This is a genomic window from Hyphomonas sp., assembly GCF_016125515.1.
In the GTDB taxonomy this organism is placed as follows: Bacteria; Pseudomonadota; Alphaproteobacteria; order Caulobacterales; family Hyphomonadaceae; genus Hyphomonas.
Window position 1 is genome coordinate 87,867 of sequence record NZ_WGLO01000005.1, and the last position, 23,925, is coordinate 111,791.

The window sequence follows — 23,925 nt, forward strand, 5'->3', positions numbered from 1 at the left end:
CGGCCTGCCTGATCTCATGAGTTTCGACACCATGCTCATCATCCCGTCGGTGATGGCGATCGGTGCGATATTCATGGCGATCCAGTCTGTGCTCGGGCTGATCACCGAAGCGCAAACGCAGCGCATCGTGAACCGCCGCCTCCAGTTCAAGGACCGCTACGCCACGCACAACGAAGCGATGATCGAGCTGCGCAAGAGCCGCGGCCTCGACAAGGATGGCAATCTGGCGATGTCGCTGCGCTGGCTGAACCAGCTGATCGTGCGGTCGGGCCTGAAGTTCGAACCGGTCAAATGGGCCGCCATGTCGGCCGCAGGCTCGCTCATCCCGGCCGGGCTCTGCTGGTACTATGCGGGCGGGCTGTGGGTCGCGATCCCGGTTTATGTCCTGTCGTTTGTTTTCGGGCCGATCGGAGTGATCAAGCATCTGGCCGGCGCCCGTGCCAAGAAACTTGCCTCGCAGCTTCCGGATGCCCTGCAGATCGTTTGCCGCAGCCTTGAAGCGGGCCACCCAGTGGCTACAGCCGTCGGTCTCGTCGCCCGAGAGATGCCGGATCCCATCGGCACGGAATTCGGCATGACCGCCGACGAAGTCTCCTACGGCATGTCGTTGACCAACGCTGTGCAGCGCATGGCGGAACGCTGCGGTGACCCCGATGTGGAGCTGTTTGCAGCCACCGTGCGCCTTCAGGAAAAGACGGGCGGCAATCTGACCGAACTTCTCAAGGCGAATACCAATACCATCCGTGAACGGCAGACCATGCGTCTCAAGGTGCGGGCCGCTTCCTCGGAAGGGCGCACGTCCGCGATGATCCTCACGTCTGCGCCGTTCCTGGTGATGGGCGCGATCCACATGATGCGGCCGGAATTCTACGGCAACGTGATTCACGAACCGATGATCCAGTACAGCTTCTCCGGGCTGCTCGTCTGGATGATCATCGGCAACATCGTGATGAACAAGATGATCAACTTCAAGATGTGATCCGGAGACGCGCATGACGATCTTTTCCGGCTCCATGATTCCCGCCGCAATGTTCTTTCTGGCCGTGCTCGCCGCTATCCCGGCGATCGTGACCTTCATCCGTAACCGGCAGGCCGATGAGGACGTGAACCGCCGTCTGATCCGCCGCAGCAAGGAGTCGCCGGCCGAGCCGCGCAAGAATGAAAGCCGCATCGGCCGCGCCGTGATGGGCTTCGCTGACAATGCCGGCCCGACCGAGGGCGCCGAAGTCAGCGCCATCCGCGCCAAGCTGAACCTTGCCGGCTATCCGCAACAGAATGCTGTGTCGCGCTACTTTGCAGCGCGTTTCGTCTGTGTGGTCATTCCGCAGGTCGCACTGCTGTTTGCGCTGCCTTACTTTGCGGGCCTGCCGAAATATGCGCCTGTCGGGGTATCGATCCTTCTGGTGCTGCTCGGACTGGCCGCGCCCGGCATGTACCTCGACTCCAAGATCAAGCAGCGCAAGCAGGCCGGCTCGCTCGGCTTTCCGGACATGATGGACCTGATGGTCGCCTGCGTCGAAGCCGGGCTCAGCCTGGACGCATCGGTGCAGCGCGTTGGCGAGGAACTGGAATTGCGCCACCCCGTGATCGCAACGCATCTGCGCACGCTGTCACTGGAACTGCGGGCCGGCCGGGCGCGCAAGACCGCCTGGCGCGCCTTTGCGGACAGGATGGGAATCGAGGAGGCCGGATCGCTGGCCACCATGCTCCGCCAGGCGGAAGAAATGGGCACCAGCCTCGGCCAGACCCTCAGGGTTTTCTCCGCGGACATGCGCCAGCGCCGGATCCTCTATGCCGAAGAGAAGGCCATGGCCTTGCCGGCCAAGCTGACTTTGCCATTGATTTTCTTTGTGTTTCCGGTCCTTCTGGGGGTATTGATCCTTCCGGCGGTCGTGATGCTCGGAAAAGTGCTTCCGTCATAACCCGGCTAGGCGAACCGCTGGCAGATTGCTAGGAACCGCTCATGGCTACCTATCTTGAATTCGAAAAGCCGATCGCCGAACTCGATTCGAAGATTGCCGAGCTGGAAGCCCTTGCCGCGCGCAAGGACGGCCCCTCGATCACCGACGAACTCGCAAAGCTGAAGACCAAGTCGGCCAAGCAGCTGAAGCAGATCTATTCCGATCTCGACGCCTGGCGCATCACGCAGGTGGCGCGCCATCCGGACCGGCCGCACTTTTCCGACTTCATCGCCAACATCTTCGAGGATTTCGAAGAGCTCGCCGGCGACCGTCACTTCGGCAATGACGAAGCGATCATCGGCGGCCTGGCGCGGTTCCGCGGGCGTTCGGTCGTCATCATGGGCCACGAGAAGGGCCGCACCACCGAAAAGCGCCTCAAGCACAATTTCGGCATGGCGCACCCTGAAGGCTACCGCAAGGCGGTCCGCCTGATGGACCTGGCCGAGAAGTTCAACATGCCGGTCCTCAGCTTCCCCGATACGGCGGGCGCTTACCCCGGCAAGGGCGGTGAAGAGCGCGGCCAGGCGGAAGCCATCGCGCGCGGCACCCAGCGCGGATTGTCGCTCGGCGTTCCGTTCGTCACGCTGATCATCGGGGAAGGCATGTCGGGCGGCGCCATCGGCATCGCGGCGGCCAACCGCGTTCTGATGATGGAATATGCCATCTATTCGGTGATCTCGCCGGAAGGCTGTGCCTCGATCCTCTATCGCGACTCGTCGAAGGCCAAGGATGCCGCGGAAGCGATGGGCATCACCGCGCCGGACCTGCTGCGCACGCGTATCGTCGACGGCATCGTCAAGGAGCCGGTTGGCGGCGCTCACCGCGATCCCCAGCGCGCCATGGCCTCTGCTGCCAAGGCGCTCGACGCGGCCCTGCGCGATCTTGAGGGCATGACCCCGGCAGAACTCCGCCGCCAGCGCCGCGACCGCTTCTACGCGATCGGCCGTGAGGGGCTCTGAAGCCCCCCGCTTACCGGTGCGCCGGCATGGCTGAACGCGACTGGATCAAGCGCTACCTCGCGCCCCTTGTGTCCGCGCCCGGCGCGGCTGGGCTCACGGATGACACGGCACTGATGGCCACGCCGGCCGGGCCGGTGGTCATCACCACAGATGCCATGGTCGAAGGCGTCCACTTCCTGCCGGCAGATCCCATCGCCAGCGTCGCGCAGAAGCTCGTGCGGGTGAACGTGTCCGACATCCTCTCCAGCGGCGCGGAGCCGTGTGAAGCCTTGCTGACACTCGGGTGGCCGGCGGACCGTTCTGAACCCGAGCTGGCCCGGTTTGCGGCGGCCCTTGCCACCGAACTGGCCGCCTGGGGGGCGACCCTGATCGGCGGTGACACCGTTGTGAACCCCGCCGGGCTGTTCCTCTCGTTGACACTGACCGGCACCTGCCTTGGCCCGGCACCGGTCCGCCGGGGAGGGGCCAGCGCGGGCGACGACCTCTGGGTTACCGGCGAAATCGGCGCAGCGCGGCGCGGCTTCCTGGACCGCGACGCAGGCCAATCGAGTTCGTTCGTCGCCAGGCTCCAAGCCCCGGAGCTTCCGCCAAAAGCGGCCGCTGGGCTCGTCGCCAGGCTCGCGACCGCTGCAATGGACGTCTCCGACGGCCTGCTGGGCGATGCCCTGTCGCTGGCCGAGGCGTCGGGCGGCGGTGTGGAAATCAACCTGGACCAAGTGCCGTTCGCCGGGGGGGCGGCCGGGCAGGCCGAGGCGCTGGATCTCGCGACCTGGGGCGACGATTACCAGCTGCTGATCGCGGCGGCGCCCACAAGCCGGGACCGGGTCGTTCAAGAGGCGGAGGCGTTGGGTCTACCTATATCGCGTATCGGGCGAATCCGGGCAGAAGCGGGGTTGGTCCTGCTCGATCAGGGCGGCCGCGTTAACCTCCCGGAAACCGTGGCCTTCGAGCATGGAAGAATCGGATTGTCTGCCACTCGCCCGTAAAGCGAGGCGGGTTGCACCTCAGGGGGCCGGCTGGCAGGCAGAACCGTCGCTAAAAGACGCCACAGCCCAGTATTTGCAGGGTTGGAGGCCAATCAGGGGTTAAGGAAGGAACGCGAATGACATGGTATTTACTCGCACTCGGTGCGGGCTTCTTGTCGGTTGCCTATGGCTACTGGCAGATCACCTCGATCATGAAAGCGCCGGCAGGTACGCCGCGCATGATCGAAATCGCTCAGGCCATCCAGGAAGGCGCTAACGCCTATCTCAGCCGTCAGTACCGCACCATCGGTATCGTCGGTGTCGGTGTCGCCATCGTGCTCGCCGTTGCGCTCAGCTGGCAAGCGGCACTCGGCTTCGTGATCGGCGCCGTGCTCTCGGGCGCAGCCGGTTTCATCGGCATGCTCGTTTCGGTCCGCGCCAACGTCCGCACTACCGAAGCCTCCCGCAAGGGCCTCAATGAGGGCCTGCAGATGGCCTTCAAATCGGGCGCTGTCACTGGCATGCTCGTGGTTGGCCTCGCACTGCTCGGCATCGTTGGCTATTACGGCATCCTGACGGGCCCGATGGGTCTGTCGCTGACGGATGAAGGCCAGAAGCGCGAAATCATCGACTCCCTCGTGGCGCTCGGCTTCGGCGCCTCGCTCATCTCGATCTTCGCCCGCCTCGGCGGCGGTATCTTCACCAAGGGTGCGGATGTCGGCGGCGACATGGTCGGCAAGGTCGAAGCCGGTATCCCGGAAGATGATCCGCGCAACGCCGCTACCATCGCAGACAACGTCGGCGACAACGTCGGTGACTGTGCCGGCATGGCGGCCGACCTGTTCGAAACCTATGCGGTGACCCTCGTCGCCACCATGGTGCTTGGCGGTATCTACTTCGCCTCCACGCCGTACATCGGCGAGATCATGATGCTGCCGCTCGCCATCGGCGCCGTCTGCATCGTCACCTCGATCATCGGCACCTTCTTCGCCACGCTGGCGAAAGGCTCCACCGATGTCATGGGCGCACTCTACAAGGCACTGATCGTCACGGGCGTTCTGTCCATCGGCGGCCTCGCGATTGCCATCCAAACCGTCCTGCCGGGCGGCCTTGCCGGCACGCTTGTCGGCGCAGGCGACCTGCTCGGCCTCGTCGATCCGGTCACGGGCCAGGCGGCCGACATCACCGGCTGGAAGCTCTTTGCTTGCGGCGTGGCGGGCCTGTTCGTCACCCTGCTGATTGTTGTGGTCACGGCCTACTACACGGAAACCAAGTACCGCCCGGTGCGCTCGATCGCGAAAGCTTCCGAGTCCGGTCACGGCACGAACGTCATCCAGGGCCTCGCCGTGTCGCTCGAAGCTACCGCGCTTCCGGCACTGACGATCATCGGCGGCATCCTGCTGACCTTCAACCTGGCCGGCCTGTATGGCATCGCCATCGCAACGACCACCATGCTTGCCCTCGCCGGTATGATCGTTGCGCTCGACGCCTTTGGTCCGGTTACGGACAATGCCGGTGGTATTGCCGAAATGGCCGAACTGCCTTCGGAAGTCCGCAAGACAACCGACGCGCTCGACGCTGTGGGCAACACGACTAAAGCCGTCACCAAGGGCTACGCCATCGGTTCGGCCGGTCTCGGCGCCCTGGTGCTGTTCGCGGCCTATTCGGAAGACCTGAAATACTTCTCGGCACGCGCCGTGGAAGGTTCGTTCTTCCATAACGTCACGGTCGATTTCTCGATCGCCAACCCCTACGTTGTGGTCGGCCTCCTGTTCGGCGGCCTTCTTCCGTTCCTCTTCGGCGGCATGTCGATGATGGCGGTAGGCCGCGCGGCGCAGGCGGTGGTCGAAGAAGTCCGCCGCCAGTTCCGCGAAATGCCGGGCATCATGAAGGGCGAAGTGAAGCCCGACTATGGCCGCGCCGTGGACATCCTCACGCAGGCCGCGATCAAGGAAATGGTCGTGCCGTCGCTGCTTCCGGTGCTCTCGCCGATCGTGCTCTTTATCGCGATCTTCCTGATCGCCGGTGCGGGCGCGGCCCTGTCGTCGGTCGGTGCCATGCTTCTCGGTGTGATCGTGACCGGCCTGTTCGTGGCCATCTCGATGACCTCGGGCGGCGGCGCATGGGACAACGCCAAGAAGTACATCGAAGACGGCCACCATGGCGGCAAAGGCTCTGAAGCCCACAAAGCTGCCGTGACCGGTGATACCGTCGGTGACCCCTACAAGGACACCGCAGGCCCGGCCGTGAACCCGATGATCAAGATCACCAACATCGTCGCGCTTCTGATGCTCGCGGTGCTGGCGTCCCACTGAGGGCCAGATCCTGAACTGAAAAGGAAAGCCCCGGAACTTCGGTTCCGGGGCTTTTCATTTTAGCTGCCTTTGCAGAAAGGCTGGACTTACTGGCGCCGTCCGGTCGGGTTGTCTGGTGTGGCTTCGTCGGTGTTCGGCAGGCGCACGTTGCCGACCGTACCGAAGATCTGCTCCCACAGGCCCAGTTCGCGGCCGCGCGTCGGCGTCTCACGGGCGGCATAGCTGATCACCTGGCCATCCTTCGCCGTGTATCGGAGCACTTCATCGACCTTGTCGTCATCGCCGAACCGGATGGCCGTAATGCTGCGATCTGCCACTTTCGGCTTGTAGAACGCAAAGCGTTCCTGGACGTCCGAAATGTAGAACCAGGTGTTGGTGTCAAACAGGCCTTCGGTCGACGGTGAACCCAGCTGGGCCGAAACCGACGAACGTGTGTCCTCGCCCGGTTTGATGTCATAGGGCTGGACTTCATCAGGAATGTACCCGTGGAAGTCGCGTGCCGGCGACAGGCAGGCCGTCAACGGCAGAACAAGCAGGGTTGCCGCCAAGAAGGCAGATTTACGCATGGAGTCGCTCCCGATGGGCTTTGACCAACGACCTAGCTGGAGGTAACCGGGCTTGGCAAGCATGGGAGTGCATTCGTGACGGCATTTTCGGGCAACTGGTTCCAGCGGCGCGCTGCCCGCCGGAAAGCGGCGGCGGAGGCCTATGCCCGTCTGCTCAGCCATGCCCTGGCGCCGGTCCACTATGTGGCCAGCGGCGTACCGGACACGTTCGGCGGACGGGCCGGAATGGTCACAATCCTGACCAGCCTCGCCTGCGACCGTATCAGCCGCATCCCGGGCCCGGACGCTGCGCGCATCATCGAACGGTTGGATGCGCTGGTGCTCGACGGGTTCGACGCCGCTTACAGGGAAAAAGGCGTGGGCGACGCCTCGATCGCCCGCAAAGTGCGTAAACTGGCCCAAAATCATGCCGGCCTCGGCAAGGCCCTGTTCGCCGCGCTCCAGGATGCCGAATCGCCCGGGCAGGCGGCCCGGATTGCCGATGTCCTGCGCCGCAACGGGGTCGTTGCGGCAACGCGCGCGGTCAGCATGGCTACCATCCTGCTCGGCATGCAGGCACGACTGGCCCGCCAATCCGACGCCGAAATCCTGCACGGACAGCTGGAATGGACCAGCAATGCACCTGCGCAGGGCTGACATCAGGCGCATGAGAGCCGTTGCCTTGCCCTGCGGCGCCCCTTAAACCACGCGAAATTACGTATATCTGGCCACTCATTGTCAGGCACAGGACCGGATGCAGTCTTCAAACACCCTTTCGATCGACGCCATGGGCGGAGACAATGCCCCAGGCATCGTCGTCGAAGGGGTCGCGCAATTCCTCGAAAGCCGCACGGGCATGCGCGTTCAGCTGCATGGCGATGAAGCGCTGCTGGAGCCGCTGGTGGCGGGCCGTCCGGGGCTGGAAGCGCGTGCGACGATCATCCATGCGGCTGAAAAGATCACCAGCGACATGAAGCCCAGCCAGGCGCTCCGGCGCGGCAAGGGCAGCTCCATGTGGAACGCGGTGCAAGCGGTCAAGGACGGCACGGCCGGGGCCTCGGTATCGGCCGGCAATACTGGCGCGCTGATGGCCATTTCGATGCTGATCCTTCGCAAGATGGAGGGCGTGCACCGCCCCGCCATGACAGCCGTCTGGCCCACCCTGCGCGGCCGGACGGTCGTGCTCGATGTCGGCGCCAACGTGGAAGCCGATGCCCAGCAGCTCGTTACCTTCGCGATCATGGGCGAGGCCTTTGCCCGGGCCACATTGGGCCTCGAAAAGCCTTCGGTCGGGCTCCTGAACATCGGCTCTGAAGAAATGAAGGGCCATGAAGAGGTCCGCGAAGCCCATGAATGGCTGCGCGCGGCCGGGCTCGATATGGACTATCGCGGCTTCGTCGAGGGCGACGACATTTCCACAGGCGCGGTCGATGTGGTTGTGACGGACGGCTTCACCGGCAACGTCGCGCTGAAGACGGGCGAGGGGGTCGCGCGGATGCTGGCCAGCCACATGCGCACGGCCTTCACCGAAAGCCTGATGTCCAAGGCCGGCGCGGTGCTCGCGATGAGCGGCCTCAAGCGGCTGAAGTCGCTGATGGACCCGAGCAACGTCAATGGCGGGGTCCTGCTGGGGCTCGGCGGCATCTCCGTGAAAAGCCATGGCGGCGCCGATGGGCGCGGCTTTGCCCGCGCCTGCGAGATGGCTGCAGATCTCGCTGGCAGCGATTTCCAGGGTGAGATCGCCACCAACCTCGCAAAGATTGGAACCGGCGGCGTCGCAGCCTGACGGCAGCGCACCGGCGATCAAAAGGACGAACCAGCATGGCGCGGCGCAGTTTCATTCTCGGCACCGGAAGCTACCTTCCCGAGCGCATTCTCACGAATGCCGAACTCGCGGGCATGGTGGATACCTCTGACGAATGGATCCGCGAACGCACCGGCATCCGCCAGCGCCACATCGCAGCCGATGGCGAACTGACCTCCGATATTGCGACCGCTGCGGCGCGCCGTGCGCTGGCCGCTGCCGGTATTGACGCGTCCGCGATCGATCTCATCGTGCTCGGCACCACGACGCCCGACCAGACCTTTCCCGCCACCGCAACCGCCGTGCAGGCGAAGCTCGGCATCACGCAGGGCGCGGCATTCGACGTACAGGCCGTCTGTTCCGGTTTCCTGTTCTCGCTTGCCACCGCCGACTCCCTCTTGAAGCAGGGCCTGTTCAAGCGCGCGCTGGTGATCGGCGCGGAGACCTTCACCCGCATCATCGACTGGTCGGATCGCGGCACCTGCGTGCTGTTCGGCGATGGCGGCGGCGCGGTCGTGATCGAAGCGCGCGACGGCGAATTTGCGCCCGACGAAGGCATCATCACCCATCATATCCGCACCGATGGCTCGAAGGCAGACCTGCTCTATGTCGACGGCGGCGTCAGCTCCACGGGCACGATCGGCCATGTCCGGATGGAGGGGAACCGCGTATTCAAGCACGCCGTCACGAATATCTCCTCCGCCATCGAAACCGTATTGGCGGAAACAGGCCTGACCTCGGCCGACATCGATTGGTTCGTACCCCATCAGGCCAACAAGCGCATTCTCGACGGCGTGGCGAAGAAACTCGACATTCCGGAAGAGAAGGTGGTGATCACCGTCGACCAGCACGCGAACACGTCGGCGGCCTCGATTCCGCTCGCGCTGGACCATGCCGTACGCACCGGCCGCGCCAAACCGGGCGATCTGATCCTGTCCGAAGCGATGGGTGGCGGCTTCTCCTGGGGCGCCAGTCTTTTCCGGATTTAAGGTCCGCGCCCATCAGATTTCGCTAACGGCCTCGCTAGGATTTCGTTAAGATACCGGGCTTAGGCTTTAACGAGAGGCGAATGGGCAAGATGAGCAACGCGACTGTTACCCGTGCCGAAGTCACCGACGCGATCGTTCGCGAAGTCGGCGTTACACGGCAAGAATCGTCAGACCTGCTGGACCGCACGCTCGACCTGATCGGCGCGGCGCTCGAGCATGAAGAAGAAGTCAAACTCGCCCGCTTCGGCAATTTCGTTGTCCGCTCGAAATCGGCCCGCGAAGGCCGCAATCCCAAGACCGGTGAAGAGGCGCCCATCGCCGCCCGCCGTGTCGTCACGTTCCGTCCTTCGCCGATGCTGAAGTCACGCGTCGGACGCGACTGAACCCTTTCAGGATACAAGCATGACCGCACTCAAGTCCCGGATCGAGAAATCTTCGTCAGCCTTCCGGTCGATTGGTGAAGCGGCAAACGAGCTGGGCCTTGAAACCCACGTGCTGCGCTATTGGGAAACCCGTTTCCCGAAGGATGTGCGCCCGATCAAGCGCGAGGATGGCCGCCGCATGTTCCGCCCTCAGGACATGGACGCCCTGCGCGCCATCCGCGTGCTGGTGCATGAGCGTGGCATGACGCTGAAAGGCGCCAAGTTGATCCTGGCCGAGCAGGGGATCGACGCCGTTCTGGCCGGCACCGTTACGCTTGCGGCTGGCGCATTTGAAGCGGTGCCCAGCCCTGCGCGTGAATTGCAAGAAAGCGTTGCGCGCGCCTTCGCGGCGCACGCTGACCTCGGCACCGACCCGGACCGCAAGGCCCGCCTTGAAGGCGCCCTGCAGGAACTGACGGACATCAAGAGCCGCATCGACGCCGCGCTCGCACGCCGGGCCGCCTGACTGCCTGATTTTCGGGAATTTGGTCGGAGCGAGAGGATTCGAACCTCCGACCCCTAGTCCCCCAGACTAGTGCGCTAACCGGGCTGCGCCACGCTCCGACCGAACGCGCTGTATAGGCAAAGGCCCCCGAGGCTGCAACCGGCATCTTCCCGTGTTTCTGCGGGCCGCGTCAGCGGGGCGCGGCGGTGGTTACAACATGGCGCAGGGCCCGCGCGTCCCACAATGCATTGTGCTGCACGGCGTCCACCATGTCGGTCGGAAAGGCCGAGACATGCATCAGGCGCATCGACAGGTCGGGAATACGCACCGTGTGCCCCGGCGCGATGATCAGGCATTGCATCAGGTGCATCAGGTCTTCCGGCCAGTCGGCCACCAGCGCGGGCGAGGGATCGGCCGCGAGGAAGTCCTGAATGGCGCGCCCGAACCCCTCCAGCGGCACGATCCGGGGCCGCGCCGAGGGAATGGACACAACCGGCAGCACGTTTTCCTCGACCCAGGGGTGAGGCGCCAGGGCGTCGAGTTCCGCCTCCGGCCGGGCCAGGTAAAGCTCGCTCACCTCGCCCGACAGGGCGAGGCTGATCAGCTCCCCTCCAAACCCGTTGAATTCGCAGTCGAGGAAGTACAGCACCCGCTCTATTCCGGCTTCGACAGGTCCACGGTGTCGATCTGGCCCGCAGCGGCCAGCGCGAAAGCGTATTCGATCGCCGTTTCCTTCAGGCCTTCAAACCGGCCCGAGGCACCGAAATGACCCGAGTCGAGATTGATGCGCAGGAAATAGGGGCCCGCCTTGGGCGCTTCCGCGCGCAGCTTTGCGGCCCATTTCGAGGGCTCCCAATAAGTCACCCGCGGATCGGCCACGCCGCCCGTAATCAGCATGGGCGGATAGTCCAGCGCCGTCACGTTGTCATAAGGGCTGTAGGCGAGGATCGTCTGGTAGGCATTTTCATCCGTTAGCGGATTACCCCATTCCGGCCATTCCGGCGGGGTCAGCGGCAGGCTCTCGTCCGACATCGTGCTTAGCACGTCCACGAAGGGCACGGCGGCGATGATGCCGCCGAACAGGCCCGGATCCATGTTCACAGCAGCGCCCATCAGCAGGCCGCCCGCCGAGCCACCCTGCGCGATCAGGTGTCCGCGCTTCGTGTAGCCCTTCTCGACCAGATAATTTCCGGCCGCGATGAAGTCCTTGAACGTGTTGGTCTTCTTGTCGAGCTTGCCATCGAGATACCATTGGTAGCCCTTGGCCATTTCGCCGCGAGGGTTGACGACGGCGTAGATGAAGCCGCGATCCACAAGGCTGAGCCGGCCAGTGCGGAAATCTGCCGGGATGGTGATGCCGTAAGAGCCATACCCGTAGAGCAGCACCGGCGCAGTGCCGTCCACCCGCGTATTCTTGTGGCGCAGCAGGGTCACCGGCACTTCCGCCCCATCCCAGGACGGCGCAAGGATCCGCTCGACAACATAATCCGCTGGATTGTGGCCGGAAGGAATTTCGCGCGTCTTGCGCAGGATGCGTTCGTGCGTATCGAGATTGTAATCGACTACCTGGTCCGGCGTTGTCGGCGAGGCATACTCGAAGCGCAGCACCGGCACGTCGTATTCATAGCCGCCATCCAGATCGAGATCGAAAGCGGCTTCGTCGAAGCTGATCGCGTGGCTTTCTTCCATTCCGCGCTTGTGGATCACGATGCGGGGCAGGCCGCCTTCGCGCTCCATCACGGCGAGGTAATCCTTCTGCGCGTGCACGCCCAGCAACAGCGTGCCGGGGCGGTGCGGGATCACATCTTCCCAGGCCTCGCGGGTTGTCGAATCCATCGGCGCGCGGACGAGTTTGAAGTCCACCGCGCCGTCCGTGTTGGTGATGATGTAGAACTGGCCGTCCCAATGGGTGACCGAATATTCGTTGTCCGTCTGGCGCGGCGCGATCAGGCGCAGCTTCGGGTTCAGCTTATTTGCCGGAAACCAGTAGGCTTCCGAAGTCGTATGCCCGCCCGCCGAAATGAAGATCACTTCCTCGCTTTCGCTCGTGCCGAGGCCGACGAAGAAGCCGGGGTCCTTCTCTTCATAGATCAGCGTATCCTCTCCTGAGGCGAGGTCGCGTTGGTAGACGGCGCTCGGTCGGCCATTGGGATCGCGGAATACCCAGAAGATCGCCTTGCCGGTGGCGCTCCATTCGAATGAGCCGTAAGCGCTTTCGATCAAGACGCCGGTGTCTTCACCGGTTTCGATGTTCTTGACACGGATCTCGTAATATTCGCTGCCCTTGGTGTCGGTGCCATAAGCCAGGAACTTGTGATCCGGGGAGGCTTCAAGGTCTCCGAAGGCAAAATAGTCCTCGTCCTTGCCCATCGCGTCGCCGTCCAGCAGGATCGTCTCTTCGCTCTCTGGATTGAACGCATCGGCCGCAGGCCGGCGAGCATAGATCGCATACTCGCCGCCCTCACGAAAGCGCGTGTAGTACGCCCAGCCCCCATGGATCGACGGCACGGAGCTGTCATCTTCCTTGATGCGGCCGCGCATCTCGTTGAACAGTTCTTCCCGCAGCGCGCTGGTCGGCTCTTCGAGGCGGGCCTTGGTGAAGGCGTTTTCCGCTTCGAGGTATCCTCGGATATCCGGCTTCAGCAGTGCCGGGTCGCGCATCACCTCCTGCCAGTTCTCGTCCTTCAGCCAGGCATAGGGATCGTTGCGCGTATGTCCCAGCTGGGTGATCTCGTGATCGACCCGCGCGGCCACGGGCGCGGAGGGCAGGGTCGGCGCCACCGTTTCAGCAAGGTTCTTGGTCATGGTGCATCCGGAAAAGAGGGACGTGGCGGCCGCAAGGCCGGCGAGATGAGCGGCAAGGCGTGTGGGAGGCTCCGCTCTGAGGGCCGCCAAAGAGTGGAGCAGCCCGGCGGGACCTGTCCAGCTCTTATTCGGCCGGCCGGAAGTCCAGTACAATCCCGTTGATGCACCAGCGCTCACCGGTCGGCGGCGGGCCGTCCTTGAACACATGTCCCTGATGCAGGCCGCAGCTGGCGCAGTGGCATTCGGTGCGGGGGTAAATCATCTTGAAATCGGTCTTGGTCGCCACGGCGTCCGGCGTCACAGGCTGCCAATAGCTCGGCCAGCCGGTGCCCGAATCGAACTTGTGCTCGGACGACCAGAGCGCCGTGCCACAGCCCTTGCAGTGGTAGAGGCCCGCACGCTTCTCGTCATTGAAATTGCCGGGGGTGAAGGCCCGTTCGGTGCCTTCCTTCACGCCGACGCGGAACTCTTCCTCAGTGAGGATTTCGCGCCATTCGCGGTCGGTGCGTTGAATCTTGGTCTTGGTCATTGGGGGCGCTCCCTATCTGGCTCGCCCCCAATATAGGGTGTGCTTCAGCCGTAGAGAACCGTGATTGACTCTGCGACCAGCGCCGGGCGGTCCTTGCCTTCGATTTCGACGGTCGCTTCCATCTTCATCTGCTTGCCGCCGGCCTTGGGCTCAACCGACAGGCATTTCTGGCGCAGACGCACCTTCGAGCCGACCGGAACCATGTTGGTGAAGCGCACCTTGTCCGATCCATAATTGATTCCGCGCGTGGTGCCTTCGACGCGGAGGACTTCCGCGCCCAGCATCGGCAACAACGACAGGGTCAGGAATCCGTGGGCGATCGGGCCACCGATTTCCTTGGTGGCGCGGGCCACGTCGACGTGGATCCACTGGTGGTCGCCGGTCGCGTCGGCAAACTTGTTCACGCGGTCCTGGTCGATGACATGCCAGTCGGACACGCCGACTTCCTGTCCGGCCAGCGATTCCAGGTCGGCGTATGAGACTTTGCGTGGGTTTGCCATCGGATCCTCCTTGAATGGTTTTGCCTGTTTTGGCGTGGCCCCGGCGCTTCCGCAAGGGTAACGGCGCGTCAATCGACCCCCGCTTGACTGCAGGCGCCGCGGCCTCATTCTGGACAGCAGGATCGTTGACCATGGCCGCTATGAAGTTAACCACGCTCTTTTCCCTGCAAAAGGGTACACCCGGCTACGCGCGGCTGGTCTATGCTGGTCTGCTGGCCGGCCTTCTGGTCCCGGGGCTGAACATTGCCGCCGCCCTCCTGGCCTGGCTCGGCCGGGATGCCGGCGACGCCATGCTGCAGCGTCACGCCCTCAACCAGCTCCACATCTTCGGGAAGAGCGTCATCTATGTCCTGATCGGCCTCGTGCTGACCTATTTCCTGTTCGGCGTCCTGATCATAATGGCGACCATCGTCTGGTACATCTTGCGCCTCAACAAAGGCCTGCAGGCGCTCAGCGCCGGCGCCCCGCCGGAGAATCCCGAGAGCTGGCTGTTCTGACGGCTCAGCCGAGATGGCGCTTCAACGCCGCCAGGAAGCGCGCCACATCCGCGTCCGACGTGAACAGGTGCGGTGTGATCCGCAACCGGTTGCCCCGTTTCGACACGAAGATTTTCTCTGCCGTCAGCCGCGTAGTTAGATCTGCGGGCGCCGTGTCGGGCAGCAACGCGCCGAGATAGTGCGGCCCGCGTTCGGCCTCCGCCATCGCCGGCAAGCCCAGCGCTTCAAGTTCGCCCGCCAGCGCCCGGTTGCGATGCGCCAGCGTGGCCTCGATCCGGTCTACGCCCCAATCGAGGATCTGCTGCACGGCGGCGTGGAAGGCGGGCAGCAGCACGAAGTTCGATCGCTCACCCATGTCATATCGCTCCGCCCCCGGAGCAAACTGGTCGCGATAGTCGATCAGGCGGGAGAAGTCCTCCGCGCCTTCGCGGTTGATCCAGTTCTGCTCCAGCGGTGTGCCGTCGCGCCGGTGCGGCGCAGCATAGAGGAATCCCATCGCATAGGGTCCGAGCAGCCACTTGTAGCCTGCCACCACGACAAAATCCGGCTGCACGGCGCGCACGTCGAACACCATCGCTCCGCAGCTTTGTGTCAGGTCCAGCACCAACGCCGCGCCCACCTCCCGGCAACGCGCGCCAATTGCCGTCAGGTCGATGCGCGCCCCGTCCGTCCAGCGCACATTGGCGCAGGCCACCAATCCCGTCTCCGGCGTAATCGCCTGCAGGAGTGCGTCCGACAGGGACGCATTGCCCGCCGCCCGAACCGTCTCGATCTGCGCGCCGGTCGCTCGCGCCATCTCCCGCCATGTGTAGACGTTGGAGGGAAACTGGTCCTCCAGCAGCAGGATCTTCTGACCTTTCGCCAGCGTTATGTTGCGCGCGGCCACCGCCAGCCCGTAGCTGGCCGATGGCACGAAGGCGATGCCCGCTTCATCCGCCCCGATCAGCTGCGCCAGCAGCGGACGCAGGCGGCGCGTATCCTCGAAGAAGTCCGCATCCGGAATGGTCCAGGGTTGCAGCTTGCGCGCGAGACCGCGCTGACCGGCCTCGGCAGCCGCCACCGGCAGCGGCCCCATCGTGGCAACGTTCAGGTAGGCGACATCGTCCGGAATATCGAACAGATGCCGTTGGTTCGGGATCAGCGTCATGTCGCGTGATTCGCTCCAGCCAGGCTGGCCAGCAGGCGGTACGATGCCTTGGGGGTCCGCTTCAAGGTCTTGTAGTCGACATGCACGATGCCGAACCGCGGCCCGTAGCCCATCGCCCATTCGAAATTGTCCAGCATCGACCAGACGAGGTATCCGCGCACGTCCGCCCCCGCCGCGCGCGCTTCCAGCACGGCGCCCAGATACCGTTCGAGGTAAGCCACCCGTGCGGCATCATTCACCCGGCCGTGCGCGTCCGGTTCCACATCGTCGGCCATGCCGTTCTCGGTCACATAGACAGGCAAACCATAGCGCTTGGACGTCTCGACCAGGATGTCGCGGAACGCGCCCGGCTGCACATGCCAGCCCATAAGCGTCGTCTCCGCGCCGTCCGGCGGATCAACGTTGCGGAAGCCGAAAGCGTTGGCCCGCGCCGAGGCATAAGTCGGCGAATAGTGGTTTAGTCCCAGCCAGTCGAGCGGCGCGTGGATGTCAGCCTCGTCATCGGACTTCACGCGGTCGCCCAGCCAGCCGCGCATGATCGGATCATACTTGCCCAGGAAGACCGGATCGGCCGTGCCCCGGTTCATGGCCGAATCCATTATCGCCGCCGCCGCACGGTCTTCGTCCGTGTCGGTCGCGGGCAGGGCGGGTTGCAGGTTCGGCACCGATCCGATCTGTGCGCTGGCCGGCAGCTCCGCTCTCAGCCGGCGCACCGCCGCGCCGTGCGACAGGTTGACGTTGTGCACCGCGTCCAGCCAGGCTTCCCGGTCGCGAATGCCCGGCGCATGCACACCCGCGCCATAGCCAAGCATTGTGAACATGTTCGGCTCGTTGAACGTCGCCCAATGGACGATCCGGTCACCCAACCGACGCGCCATCAGCCCGGCATAGTCGGCAAACAGCGGCACGATCTCCCGGTTCGTCCAGCCGAGCCCCGCTTCATGCAAAGCCAGCGGCAGGTCCCAGTGGTAGAGGCAGAGCCACGGCGCGACGCCCTGGCGCAGCAATTCGTCTGTCAGCCGGTCATAGAAATCGAGCCCGTCCTCGTTCGGCTGTCCCCGGCCTTCCGGGAGCACCCGGCTCCACGAGGTCGAGAACCGGTAGGCGCCGAAATGGGCCGCTTTCATCAGCGCCACATCTTCCTTGTACCGATGGTAATGGTCGCAAGCGACATTGCCCGTGTCGCCATTCTTCACACGGCCCGGCTCGGCGCTGAATGCATCCCAGATGCTCAGGCCCCGCCCGTCATCCTTGAAGGCGCCCTCGATCTGGTACGACGCCGTCGACGCGCCCCAGACGAAGCTCTCCGGAAAATCGCTGCGCTGGACCATGCTTTCCTCCCGGGATTTTCCGGCAGGATGCGCCGGGCGGGCCTGGGCGGCAAGGGGCCGGCCCTAAACGATCCGGCTGGTCTTGTTGCCCCAGTAGCGGTCGCGGATCAGCCGCTTGTACAGCTTGCCGGTCGGGTGGCGCGGCAGTTCTGGATCGAAGTCGATGCTCTTCGGGCATTTGATCTTTGACAGGTTGGCCTGGCAGAAGGCCATCAGCTCAGCCGCCAGTTCTTCCGAATGCGCAATGCCTGGCATCGGTTGCACCACAGCCTTCACCGCTTCGCCGAACTCCTCGTCCGGCACACCGATCACGGCGCAATCGGCCACTTTCGGGTGGGTGATCAGGATGTTCTCGCATTCCTGCGGATAGATGTTCACGCCGCCGGATATGATCATGAAGGCCTTGCGGTCCGTGAGGTAGAGGAAACCGTCCTCGTCCACCTTGCCGACATCGCCCAGTGACGACCAGTCGGGGTGTTTCGGGTTCAGCGCGGCTTTGTTCTTCTCGGGGTCGTTATGATAGTTCGGTGGCGTGGTGCCTCCGAAATACACCTGGCCCTCTTCGCCCACCGGCACTTCGTCGCCATTCTCGTCGCAGATGTGCAGCTCGCCCATAATCGCGCGGCCGACCGTGCCCTTGTGGGTCATCCAGTCCGGGCTTTTCACCCAGGTCATGCCGTTGCCTTCAGAGCCGGCATAATACTCGTCGATCACCGGGCCCCACCAGGCGATCATCTGTTCCTTCACCGGCACAGGGCAGGGCGCCGCAGCATGGATCGCAAACTTCAGGCTGGAGACGTCGTACGATTTGCGCACGTTTTCGGGTAACTTCAGCATCTTCACAAACATCGTCGGCACGAGCTGCGAGTGAGTGACCTTGTACTTCTGGACAAGGCTCAGGTAGGCCTCGGGCTCGAACTTCTCCATGATCACCAGCGTCGCGCCGATCCGCGTGAACGTCATGCACCAGCGTAGCGGCGCCGCGTGATACAGCGGGGCGGGGGAGAGGTAGATCGAGTCAGCATTCGCACCGGACATCACCTTCGCAATCTGGATCAGCGCATTGTCCGCATCGATAGGCAGGTCCGGCTGCAGCGGCGGGCGAATGCCTTTCGGACGGCCGGTCGTGCCGGAGGAATAGAGCATGTCGGTGCCGGCCATCTCGTTGGCAATTGGCGTTGTCGGATAGGTCGCCGTCAGCGTCTCGAGCGACTTGAACCCCTCGATCGTGCCGTCGATCGACCAGCAATCGGTCAGCCCTGTCGCGGCTTTCACTTCCTTCGCCACGCTGGCCTTGCTCGCACCGGCGATCAGCAGTTTCGCGCCCGAATCCTCGATGATGTAGCCCACTTCCGGTGTCGTCAGGCGCGAGGAGACGGCCACGTAGTAAAGCCCCGCCCGCTGCGCCGCCCAGCAGACTTCGAAATACCGGGGCGAGTTCTCGGCGAAGATCGCGATCGTGTCGCCGGGATTGCAGCCTGCGGCCCGCAGTGCGTGCGCGATCCGGTTGGAGCGCTCGTCCAGCTGCTTGAAGGTGATGGTTTCACCGGTCGCGGCCATGATGATGGCGGGCTTGTCAGGATGGGTTTTCGCGTGGTGGAACGGGTGCATGGCGGTCTCCTCGGGGGCCACCTTGTCCCGGTGGCATTTCGCGGCGAACTCTAGCGTCGCCCCCCGAACTGTCCACGATTGACCTCGCGGGAGGGGGCGTCAGAACGACCGCATCCAGTAGCCCATGGCGTGCGTCTCGCTGGGCCCGCCCGGGGTCGTGGGCCAGTCGAATGTGGTCAGCAGGCCGTCCAGCTTGCGATAGCCCCGCTTGGTCCAGAACGCGTCCAGCGGCGAATGGTCCGCCGGCCTCAGCGGATGGTCCTTCGCCCGCTCGACCGCGCAGAAACAGGTGCGCTCGTATCCCCGCGCTCGTGCATGGGCTTCGCGCGCATCGAAGAAAGCATGGCCCAGCCCATGGCCCCGATAGTCCGCCAGCAGCACCGACTCGCCGAAATAGAATGTCGAGGCGAGGTCATACCCCGCTGCCGCCAGCGGCGCCGCGAACGCGTCGTGATGCCCCGTGATCGCCGAACCGGTCGCGCAGCCGACGATCCGCCCGGCCTCTGTCTCGGCGGCGACCACGAAACTGTCCTTCGCCGCCGCAAAGTCGCGCAGGTAGCGCTGCTCGTAGTCTTCTGTCCCGGCATAGAGATAAGGAAAGGCGCGAAACACCTCGATGCGCAGCGCCGCCAGCGCAGGCAGGGCCGCCTCCAGGTCTGCGCCGGTCAGCGTTCGCGTCTTCACGAGACCTGCCGGATCCATTCCTTGAGATTGTAGTACGTCGTCACCCGCGTAATCGCGCCGTCCTTCACGTCGAAGAATGCGCCAGCTGGCAGGCGGTAGGTCTGTCCGTGCGCCTCGGGCAGTCCGGAATCGGTCTTCTTGTAGATGCCGTGGACGATGAACTCGGCCGCCGCGCGTGATCCGTCTGCGGACGGCATCACGACGATGTCCGTGAGCGTCTCGTTATAGCAATCGTCCATGTGCGCAATGAACTCTGCAAACGCCTTGCGCCCGCCGCGCTTGTCGCCCTCGTTGACGAAATGGTTGATATCCTCCGCCACGCAGCCGGCCATCTTCGTCCAGTCCTTGGCGTTGAACGCGGCGTAATAGGCTTTGATCAAGTCTTGAGTCGTCATTTCGGCAGTCCTGCTTGTCCGGCCTCTTCCGGATGATCCTTGACATAGGCGCGCTTCAGCTCTGTCGACCGGGCGTGCGCCCCGTCGGGGCTCCAGCCGGGCGCATTCACCGCCCGCCCGAGCCAGCGCCACGGGCGCAACCCGTCGCGGGCGCAGTCGCGCACCAGTCCGGCAAGCTCATGGAAGGCCAGCACGACCGGATTGTACGAGCCGACGGGTTTCACAATTCCGTATACGGGCTTTTCCCGGTCCAGTTCCGGTACGAAGCTGCCGAACATCTTGTCCCAGATGATGAACACGCCGGCATAGTTCGCATCCAGGTACCGGGGATTGGTCGCATGGTGCACGCGGTGATGGCTCGGCGTATTGAACACCGCTTCGAACCAGCCGGGCATCCGCCCGATCGCCTCGGTATGGATCCAGAACTGGTAGAGCAGGTTCAGGCCGCCTACGAACGCAATGATATAAGGATGGAAGCCCAGCCACACCATCGGCACGCCGAGCAGGATCAGCCCCGTGAACGGCCCGAACCAGGGCTGGCGCAGCGCGGTCGTCAGATTGTAGTGCTCGGAGGAATGGTGCGTCACATGCTCCATCCAGAACCAGCGCATCTGGTGCGCAAACCGGTGCTTCCAGTAATACACGAAGTCATACAGCAGGAAGGCCAGCGCCACCGTCCACCAGGTCATCGGCAGCGTTGCAATCCTGTACGGCCAGGCCAGTGCCATCAGCCAGGCAAACACCGCAGCGGTCAGCGTATTGACCACCAGGTTGCCCACCCCCATCGCCATCGAGGCGAAGGCATCCTTCGTCTCGTAGCGGCCTTTGGCCCGGCCGGTCTTGACCGCCCACCATTCGAGCGCCACCGACAGCACGAAGAACGGCGCGGCCAGGGTGGTCACTTCGGGCAGGGGCACAAAATCCATGGCCGGATCGCTAGCGAAAAATGACGGCCCCGTCACTCCCCATCCGCGCGCCTCGTCCTGCGCTTGACGGACGCAAGGGAAGGGGCCCCTTGTCGGGGCCAGCTTAACCAGACCGGAGGAATCAGCATGGCCCGTCCCAAGGAATTCAAGGAAATCATTCTCGACATCGAGGACGGCATCGCCACGCTGACCCTCCATCGCCCGGACAACATGAACGCCTTCACCGGCACCATGATGTACGAAATGATCGAGGCCTTCGACATCACCGACGCCGACGACAATGTGAAGGTCGTCATCGTCACCGGGCACGGCGAGCGCGCCTTCTGCGCCGGCGCAGACCTGTCAGCCGGCGCCAAGACCTTCGACTATGACGCCCGCGCCGGCGACGGCGAGAAGGGCCGCACCGAGTCGGTCGACATCCAGCGCGATGGCGGCGGCCGCGTCACCCTGCGCATCTTCAACAGCCTCAAGCCGGTCATCGGCGCCATCAACGGCGCCGCCGTCGGCATCGGTGTCACCATGCAGCTGCCGATGGACATCCGCATCGCCTCGGAGAATGCCCGCTTCGGCTTCGTGTTCAACCGCCGGGGCATCAACCCCGAAGCTGCCTCCAGCTGGTTCCTGCCGCGCCTGGTCGGCATCCAGCAGGCATTGGAGTGGTGCTATACAGGCCGCGTCTTCCCCGCGTCCGAAGCCCTCTCCGGCGGCCTCGTTAGCCGCGTCGTGCCGCTGGCAGACCTGATGACCACCGCGCGCGCCCTGGCCCGCGAGATAGCGGACAATACCGCGCCGGTTTCCAACGCCCTGACGCGCCAGATGATGTGGCGCATGCTCGGCGCCTCCCACCCGATGGAAGCCCATATCGTCGACTCCGCGGCCATCTACACGCGCGGCAAGACGCCGGATGCCAAGGAAGGTGTCATGAGCTTCCTCGAGAAGCGCCAGCCGACCTATCCGGTGAAGGTGTCGGATGGCATGCCGGGCTTCTTCCCCTGGTGGGATGAGCCGGAATTCGAATGGATCGGCAACAAGTAGGGCCATGCAATCTCTCCTGCCTCTTGCTGAGGACATCGGCGCGCGCCTCAAGGCGCGCGGCGAGACCGTGGCGGTTTCGGAATCTTCCGCAGGCGGATTGATCTCCGCTGCCCTGTTGGCCGCGCCGGGCGCGTCTGCCTGGTATCGCGGCGGCGGGGTCATCTACACGCCGCAGGCCTTCCGCGGCTTGCTAGGGCTGCGCCGTGAGGATCTCGGCGGCATGCGCTCCTCGACCGAACCTTACGCCCGGCTCCTCGCGCGCACCATCGCCGGTAAGCTCGATGCCCATTGGGGCCTTTGCGAAACCGGCGCCTCGGGCCCCACGGGCAACGGCTATGGTGACGCCGCTGGCCACACCTGCGTGGCGCTCGCCGGTCCTGGAAAGTTCGAAGTCTCCCGCACGCTCGAAACCGGCCTCACCGACCGCCCCGAAAACATGCGCCGCTTTGCCGAGGAAGCGCTGACCCTCCTTAAGGCCGCCCTGACATGACCCCAACCCCTATCATCCTGTCATCCCGGCGAAAGCCGGAATCCAGCGCGGCGCACGCCGCCCTGCATAAGCGAGTCTGAAAAACCCAAGCCCCCCAAAACCGGCCAGCCCGAAAGCTGCGTCCGGACGCGGGCTGCCTAGTCCTCGCCGACCTTCACGACGCGCCGGCCGGTATTCTCGCCGCGGAACAGGCCGCAGAAGGCTTCGGGCATGGCGGTGATTCCTTCGAATTGTTCTTCCTGCGTCTTCAGGGATCCGTCCGCGATCATCCGCGCCATGGTGGAGAGCGCTTCGGGGAAGCGGCGCGCAAAGTCGAACACGACGAGGCCCTGCATGTTCACGCGGTGCGTGATAAACGGCTTGGTGTTGACGATGCCCGGGGTTTGCTCCGGGGTCAGATTATAGTCGGCCACCTGACCGGAAATGCAGATCCGCCCGTTCATTGCCATCAAGGGCAGCACGCGGTTGACCATCGCATTGCCGACATTGTCGAACAGGATATCGACGCCTGCCGGAAATTCCGCCGCGATGGCTCCGGTGAGGTCCGCCGCCGACTTGTAATTGATCGCGGCGTCAAAGCCCGCCTCTTTCACCAGCCAGTCGCACTTCGCATCCGAGCCTGCCACGCCGACCACTTTCGAGGCACCCCAGGCTTTCGCCAGTTGGCCGGCGGTCGCGCCGACCGGGCCCGCCGCAGACGTCACCAGCACCGTGTCGCCTTCCTTGAAACGTGCGACGTCCTTCATACCGAACCAGGCCGTCAGTCCGGGCACGCCCAGCACGCCGATCCAGGCCGAGAGCGGCACGCCCGGCACATCGATCACCTTGCCGATGAAGCCTTTGCCGGATTGCAGCGAATGGGTTTTCCAGCCGCCCGCGCAGAACACGTTGGTGCCGACCGGCCAGTCCGGATTGTTCGACGCGTCGATGACGCCGGCGCTGAACCCGTCCACCGGCTTGCCGAGGGGCAGGGCGGCCGCGTAGCTGTCGCCGCCGGACAGCCGCGAGCGCGTGCCGGGATCTACCGAGCACCAGACATGCCGTACACGGAATTGTCCGTCTTTCGGTTCAGGTAGAGGCAGGGTGACAAGCTCGAAATCCGAAGGCTTCGGCGGGCCGTCGCAATATTGCTTCAAGACGATCTGCTGCATGGAGGTGTCCATCTTTCGGGGGTGTCGGGGCGGGCGGCGCGGTCAGGGGATCTCGCCCGGCCCGATAGTGAAAAGGTTCGCCCATTCGGGATGCTTGGCATATTGGCCGCGCACATAAGGGCAGACGGGGATGATCTTGAAACCGTTGGTGCGGGCATCCTCGAGCATGAAATCGAGCAGCGCCCGCGCGACGCCTTGTCCGCCCATCGCCTCGGGCACGCCGGTATGGTTGGCGCTGATCACACCGGCGCGGGGATGCGTGTAGGTGATCTCGCCCTCGGCATCGATGCCATCGATACGCGCGACGTAGCGGCCTTTGCGGGGTCCGTCTTCCTTGGTGATGACGATGTCGGTCATGCGCTTGCCTTCTTCCCCTGCCGGGCTTCAGGGAACCTGCCCGACATCGCGGCGGCAATCCA

General features: G+C 64.2%; 26 protein-coding genes and 1 tRNA gene. 13 read left to right on the forward strand and 14 right to left on the reverse strand.

Annotated elements, in window-relative coordinates:
• Positions 1–16 precede the first annotated feature (16 nt).
• The 5 genes from GC148_RS05065 to GC148_RS05085 all read left to right on the forward strand — a co-directional run bounded on the left by GC148_RS05065 (position 17) and on the right by GC148_RS05085 (position 6,200).
• The gene (locus GC148_RS05065; protein ID WP_291069262.1) at positions 17–979 is read left to right on the forward strand and encodes a type II secretion system F family protein; all 963 of its coding nucleotides are present in this window, start codon (positions 17–19) and stop codon (positions 977–979) included.
• A gap of 13 nt (positions 980–992) precedes the next feature.
• Positions 993–1,922 carry a type II secretion system F family protein gene (locus GC148_RS05070; RefSeq protein ID WP_291069263.1) on the forward strand — a complete coding sequence of 310 codons (930 nt, stop codon included), beginning with the start codon at positions 993–995 and terminating at the stop codon, positions 1,920–1,922.
• A 41-nt stretch (positions 1,923–1,963) separates the two neighbouring features.
• Positions 1,964–2,920: an acetyl-CoA carboxylase carboxyltransferase subunit alpha gene (locus GC148_RS05075; RefSeq protein ID WP_291069265.1), complete on the forward strand. Its 957-nt coding sequence runs from the start codon at positions 1,964–1,966 to the stop codon at positions 2,918–2,920.
• A 26-nt stretch (positions 2,921–2,946) separates the two neighbouring features.
• Positions 2,947–3,906, forward strand: a complete 960-nt coding sequence (gene thiL, locus GC148_RS05080; protein ID WP_291069266.1) for a thiamine-phosphate kinase — start codon at positions 2,947–2,949, stop codon at positions 3,904–3,906.
• A 116-nt stretch (positions 3,907–4,022) separates the two neighbouring features.
• Positions 4,023–6,200 carry a sodium-translocating pyrophosphatase gene (locus tag GC148_RS05085; RefSeq protein WP_291069268.1) on the forward strand — a complete coding sequence of 726 codons (2,178 nt, stop codon included), beginning with the start codon at positions 4,023–4,025 and terminating at the stop codon, positions 6,198–6,200.
• 86 nt (positions 6,201–6,286) lie between these two features.
• Here GC148_RS05085 and bamE read toward each other — a convergent pair whose 3' ends face one another.
• A complete protein-coding gene (gene bamE / locus GC148_RS05090) occupies positions 6,287–6,766 on the reverse strand; it encodes an outer membrane protein assembly factor BamE (protein ID WP_291069270.1) in 480 nt (159 codons plus the stop codon).
• A 75-nt stretch (positions 6,767–6,841) separates the two neighbouring features.
• On the opposite strand from bamE, the gene GC148_RS05095 reads away from it, so the two are divergent.
• From GC148_RS05095 to GC148_RS05115, 5 genes are all read left to right on the forward strand, one after another.
• Positions 6,842–7,402 carry a ubiquinol-cytochrome C chaperone family protein gene (locus GC148_RS05095; RefSeq protein ID WP_291069272.1) on the forward strand — a complete coding sequence of 187 codons (561 nt, stop codon included), beginning with the start codon at positions 6,842–6,844 and terminating at the stop codon, positions 7,400–7,402.
• 97 nt (positions 7,403–7,499) lie between these two features.
• Positions 7,500–8,531, forward strand: a complete 1,032-nt coding sequence (gene plsX, locus GC148_RS05100) for a phosphate acyltransferase PlsX (protein ID WP_291069274.1) — start codon at positions 7,500–7,502, stop codon at positions 8,529–8,531.
• Positions 8,532–8,566: 35 nt separating this feature from the next.
• Positions 8,567–9,538: a beta-ketoacyl-ACP synthase III gene (locus GC148_RS05105; protein WP_291069276.1), complete on the forward strand. Its 972-nt coding sequence runs from the start codon at positions 8,567–8,569 to the stop codon at positions 9,536–9,538.
• Positions 9,539–9,627: 89 nt separating this feature from the next.
• Positions 9,628–9,921, forward strand: a complete 294-nt coding sequence (locus GC148_RS05110) for an integration host factor subunit alpha (RefSeq protein WP_291069278.1) — start codon at positions 9,628–9,630, stop codon at positions 9,919–9,921.
• Positions 9,922–9,940: 19 nt separating this feature from the next.
• Positions 9,941–10,426: a MerR family transcriptional regulator gene (locus tag GC148_RS05115; protein ID WP_291069280.1), complete on the forward strand. Its 486-nt coding sequence runs from the start codon at positions 9,941–9,943 to the stop codon at positions 10,424–10,426.
• Positions 10,427–10,446: 20 nt separating this feature from the next.
• Here the strand turns inward: GC148_RS05115 and GC148_RS05120 are convergent.
• The 5 genes from GC148_RS05120 to GC148_RS05140 all read right to left on the reverse strand — a co-directional run bounded on the left by GC148_RS05120 (position 10,447) and on the right by GC148_RS05140 (position 14,239).
• A tRNA-Pro gene (locus tag GC148_RS05120) sits at positions 10,447–10,524 on the reverse strand.
• A 71-nt stretch (positions 10,525–10,595) separates the two neighbouring features.
• Entirely contained in the window at positions 10,596–11,054 is a 459-nt protein-coding gene (locus GC148_RS05125; protein WP_291069282.1) for a hypothetical protein, read from the reverse strand.
• Positions 11,055–11,059: 5 nt separating this feature from the next.
• Positions 11,060–13,210, reverse strand: a complete 2,151-nt coding sequence (locus GC148_RS05130; protein WP_291069284.1) for a S9 family peptidase — start codon at positions 13,208–13,210, stop codon at positions 11,060–11,062.
• 124 nt (positions 13,211–13,334) lie between these two features.
• Entirely contained in the window at positions 13,335–13,739 is a 405-nt protein-coding gene (gene msrB, locus GC148_RS05135) for a peptide-methionine (R)-S-oxide reductase MsrB (protein WP_291069285.1), read from the reverse strand.
• Between the two features lie 44 nt (positions 13,740–13,783).
• Positions 13,784–14,239, reverse strand: a complete 456-nt coding sequence (locus GC148_RS05140) for a MaoC family dehydratase (RefSeq protein WP_291069287.1) — start codon at positions 14,237–14,239, stop codon at positions 13,784–13,786.
• Between the two features lie 131 nt (positions 14,240–14,370).
• Here GC148_RS05140 and GC148_RS05145 point away from each other — a divergent pair, with 131 nt between their 5' ends.
• Entirely contained in the window at positions 14,371–14,736 is a 366-nt protein-coding gene (locus tag GC148_RS05145) for a DUF4870 domain-containing protein (RefSeq protein ID WP_291069288.1), read from the forward strand.
• A 4-nt stretch (positions 14,737–14,740) separates the two neighbouring features.
• Here GC148_RS05145 and GC148_RS05150 read toward each other — a convergent pair whose 3' ends face one another.
• The 6 genes from GC148_RS05150 to GC148_RS05175 form a co-directional block, all read right to left on the reverse strand.
• Positions 14,741–15,883 (reverse strand): aminotransferase class V-fold PLP-dependent enzyme, encoded by a 1,143-nt coding sequence (locus GC148_RS05150; protein WP_291069290.1) that lies wholly within the window; start codon positions 15,881–15,883, stop codon positions 14,741–14,743.
• The gene (locus GC148_RS05155; RefSeq protein ID WP_291069292.1) at positions 15,880–17,214 is read right to left on the reverse strand and encodes a GH1 family beta-glucosidase; all 1,335 of its coding nucleotides are present in this window, start codon (positions 17,212–17,214) and stop codon (positions 15,880–15,882) included. Before GC148_RS05155 ends, GC148_RS05150 begins: the two co-directional genes overlap by 4 nt.
• Positions 17,215–17,277: 63 nt before the next feature.
• On the reverse strand, positions 17,278–18,825 hold the full coding sequence (locus tag GC148_RS05160; protein ID WP_291069294.1) for an AMP-binding protein: 1,548 nt from the start codon (positions 18,823–18,825) through the stop codon (positions 17,278–17,280).
• Positions 18,826–18,924: 99 nt separating this feature from the next.
• On the reverse strand, positions 18,925–19,527 hold the full coding sequence (locus tag GC148_RS05165) for a GNAT family N-acetyltransferase (protein WP_291069296.1): 603 nt from the start codon (positions 19,525–19,527) through the stop codon (positions 18,925–18,927).
• Positions 19,506–19,904, reverse strand: a complete 399-nt coding sequence (locus GC148_RS05170) for a ketosteroid isomerase-related protein (RefSeq protein ID WP_291069297.1) — start codon at positions 19,902–19,904, stop codon at positions 19,506–19,508. The genes GC148_RS05165 and GC148_RS05170 overlap by 22 nt, the downstream gene beginning before the upstream one ends.
• Positions 19,901–20,830 (reverse strand): sterol desaturase family protein, encoded by a 930-nt coding sequence (locus GC148_RS05175; protein ID WP_291069299.1) that lies wholly within the window; start codon positions 20,828–20,830, stop codon positions 19,901–19,903. Before GC148_RS05175 ends, GC148_RS05170 begins: the two co-directional genes overlap by 4 nt.
• A 126-nt stretch (positions 20,831–20,956) precedes the next feature.
• On the opposite strand from GC148_RS05175, the gene GC148_RS05180 reads away from it, so the two are divergent.
• Together GC148_RS05180 and GC148_RS05185 are read left to right on the forward strand one after the other, a co-directional pair.
• Positions 20,957–21,865, forward strand: a complete 909-nt coding sequence (locus tag GC148_RS05180; protein ID WP_291069301.1) for a crotonase/enoyl-CoA hydratase family protein — start codon at positions 20,957–20,959, stop codon at positions 21,863–21,865.
• Positions 21,866–21,869: 4 nt separating this feature from the next.
• Positions 21,870–22,355 (forward strand): CinA family protein, encoded by a 486-nt coding sequence (locus GC148_RS05185; RefSeq protein WP_291069303.1) that lies wholly within the window; start codon positions 21,870–21,872, stop codon positions 22,353–22,355.
• A 137-nt stretch (positions 22,356–22,492) separates the two neighbouring features.
• Here GC148_RS05185 and GC148_RS05190 read toward each other — a convergent pair whose 3' ends face one another.
• Positions 22,493–23,506, reverse strand: a complete 1,014-nt coding sequence (locus tag GC148_RS05190; RefSeq protein WP_291069304.1) for an NADP-dependent oxidoreductase — start codon at positions 23,504–23,506, stop codon at positions 22,493–22,495.
• 42 nt (positions 23,507–23,548) lie between these two features.
• Entirely contained in the window at positions 23,549–23,863 is a 315-nt protein-coding gene (locus tag GC148_RS05195; RefSeq protein ID WP_291069306.1) for a GNAT family N-acetyltransferase, read from the reverse strand.
• Between the last annotated feature and the right edge of the window lie 62 nt (positions 23,864–23,925).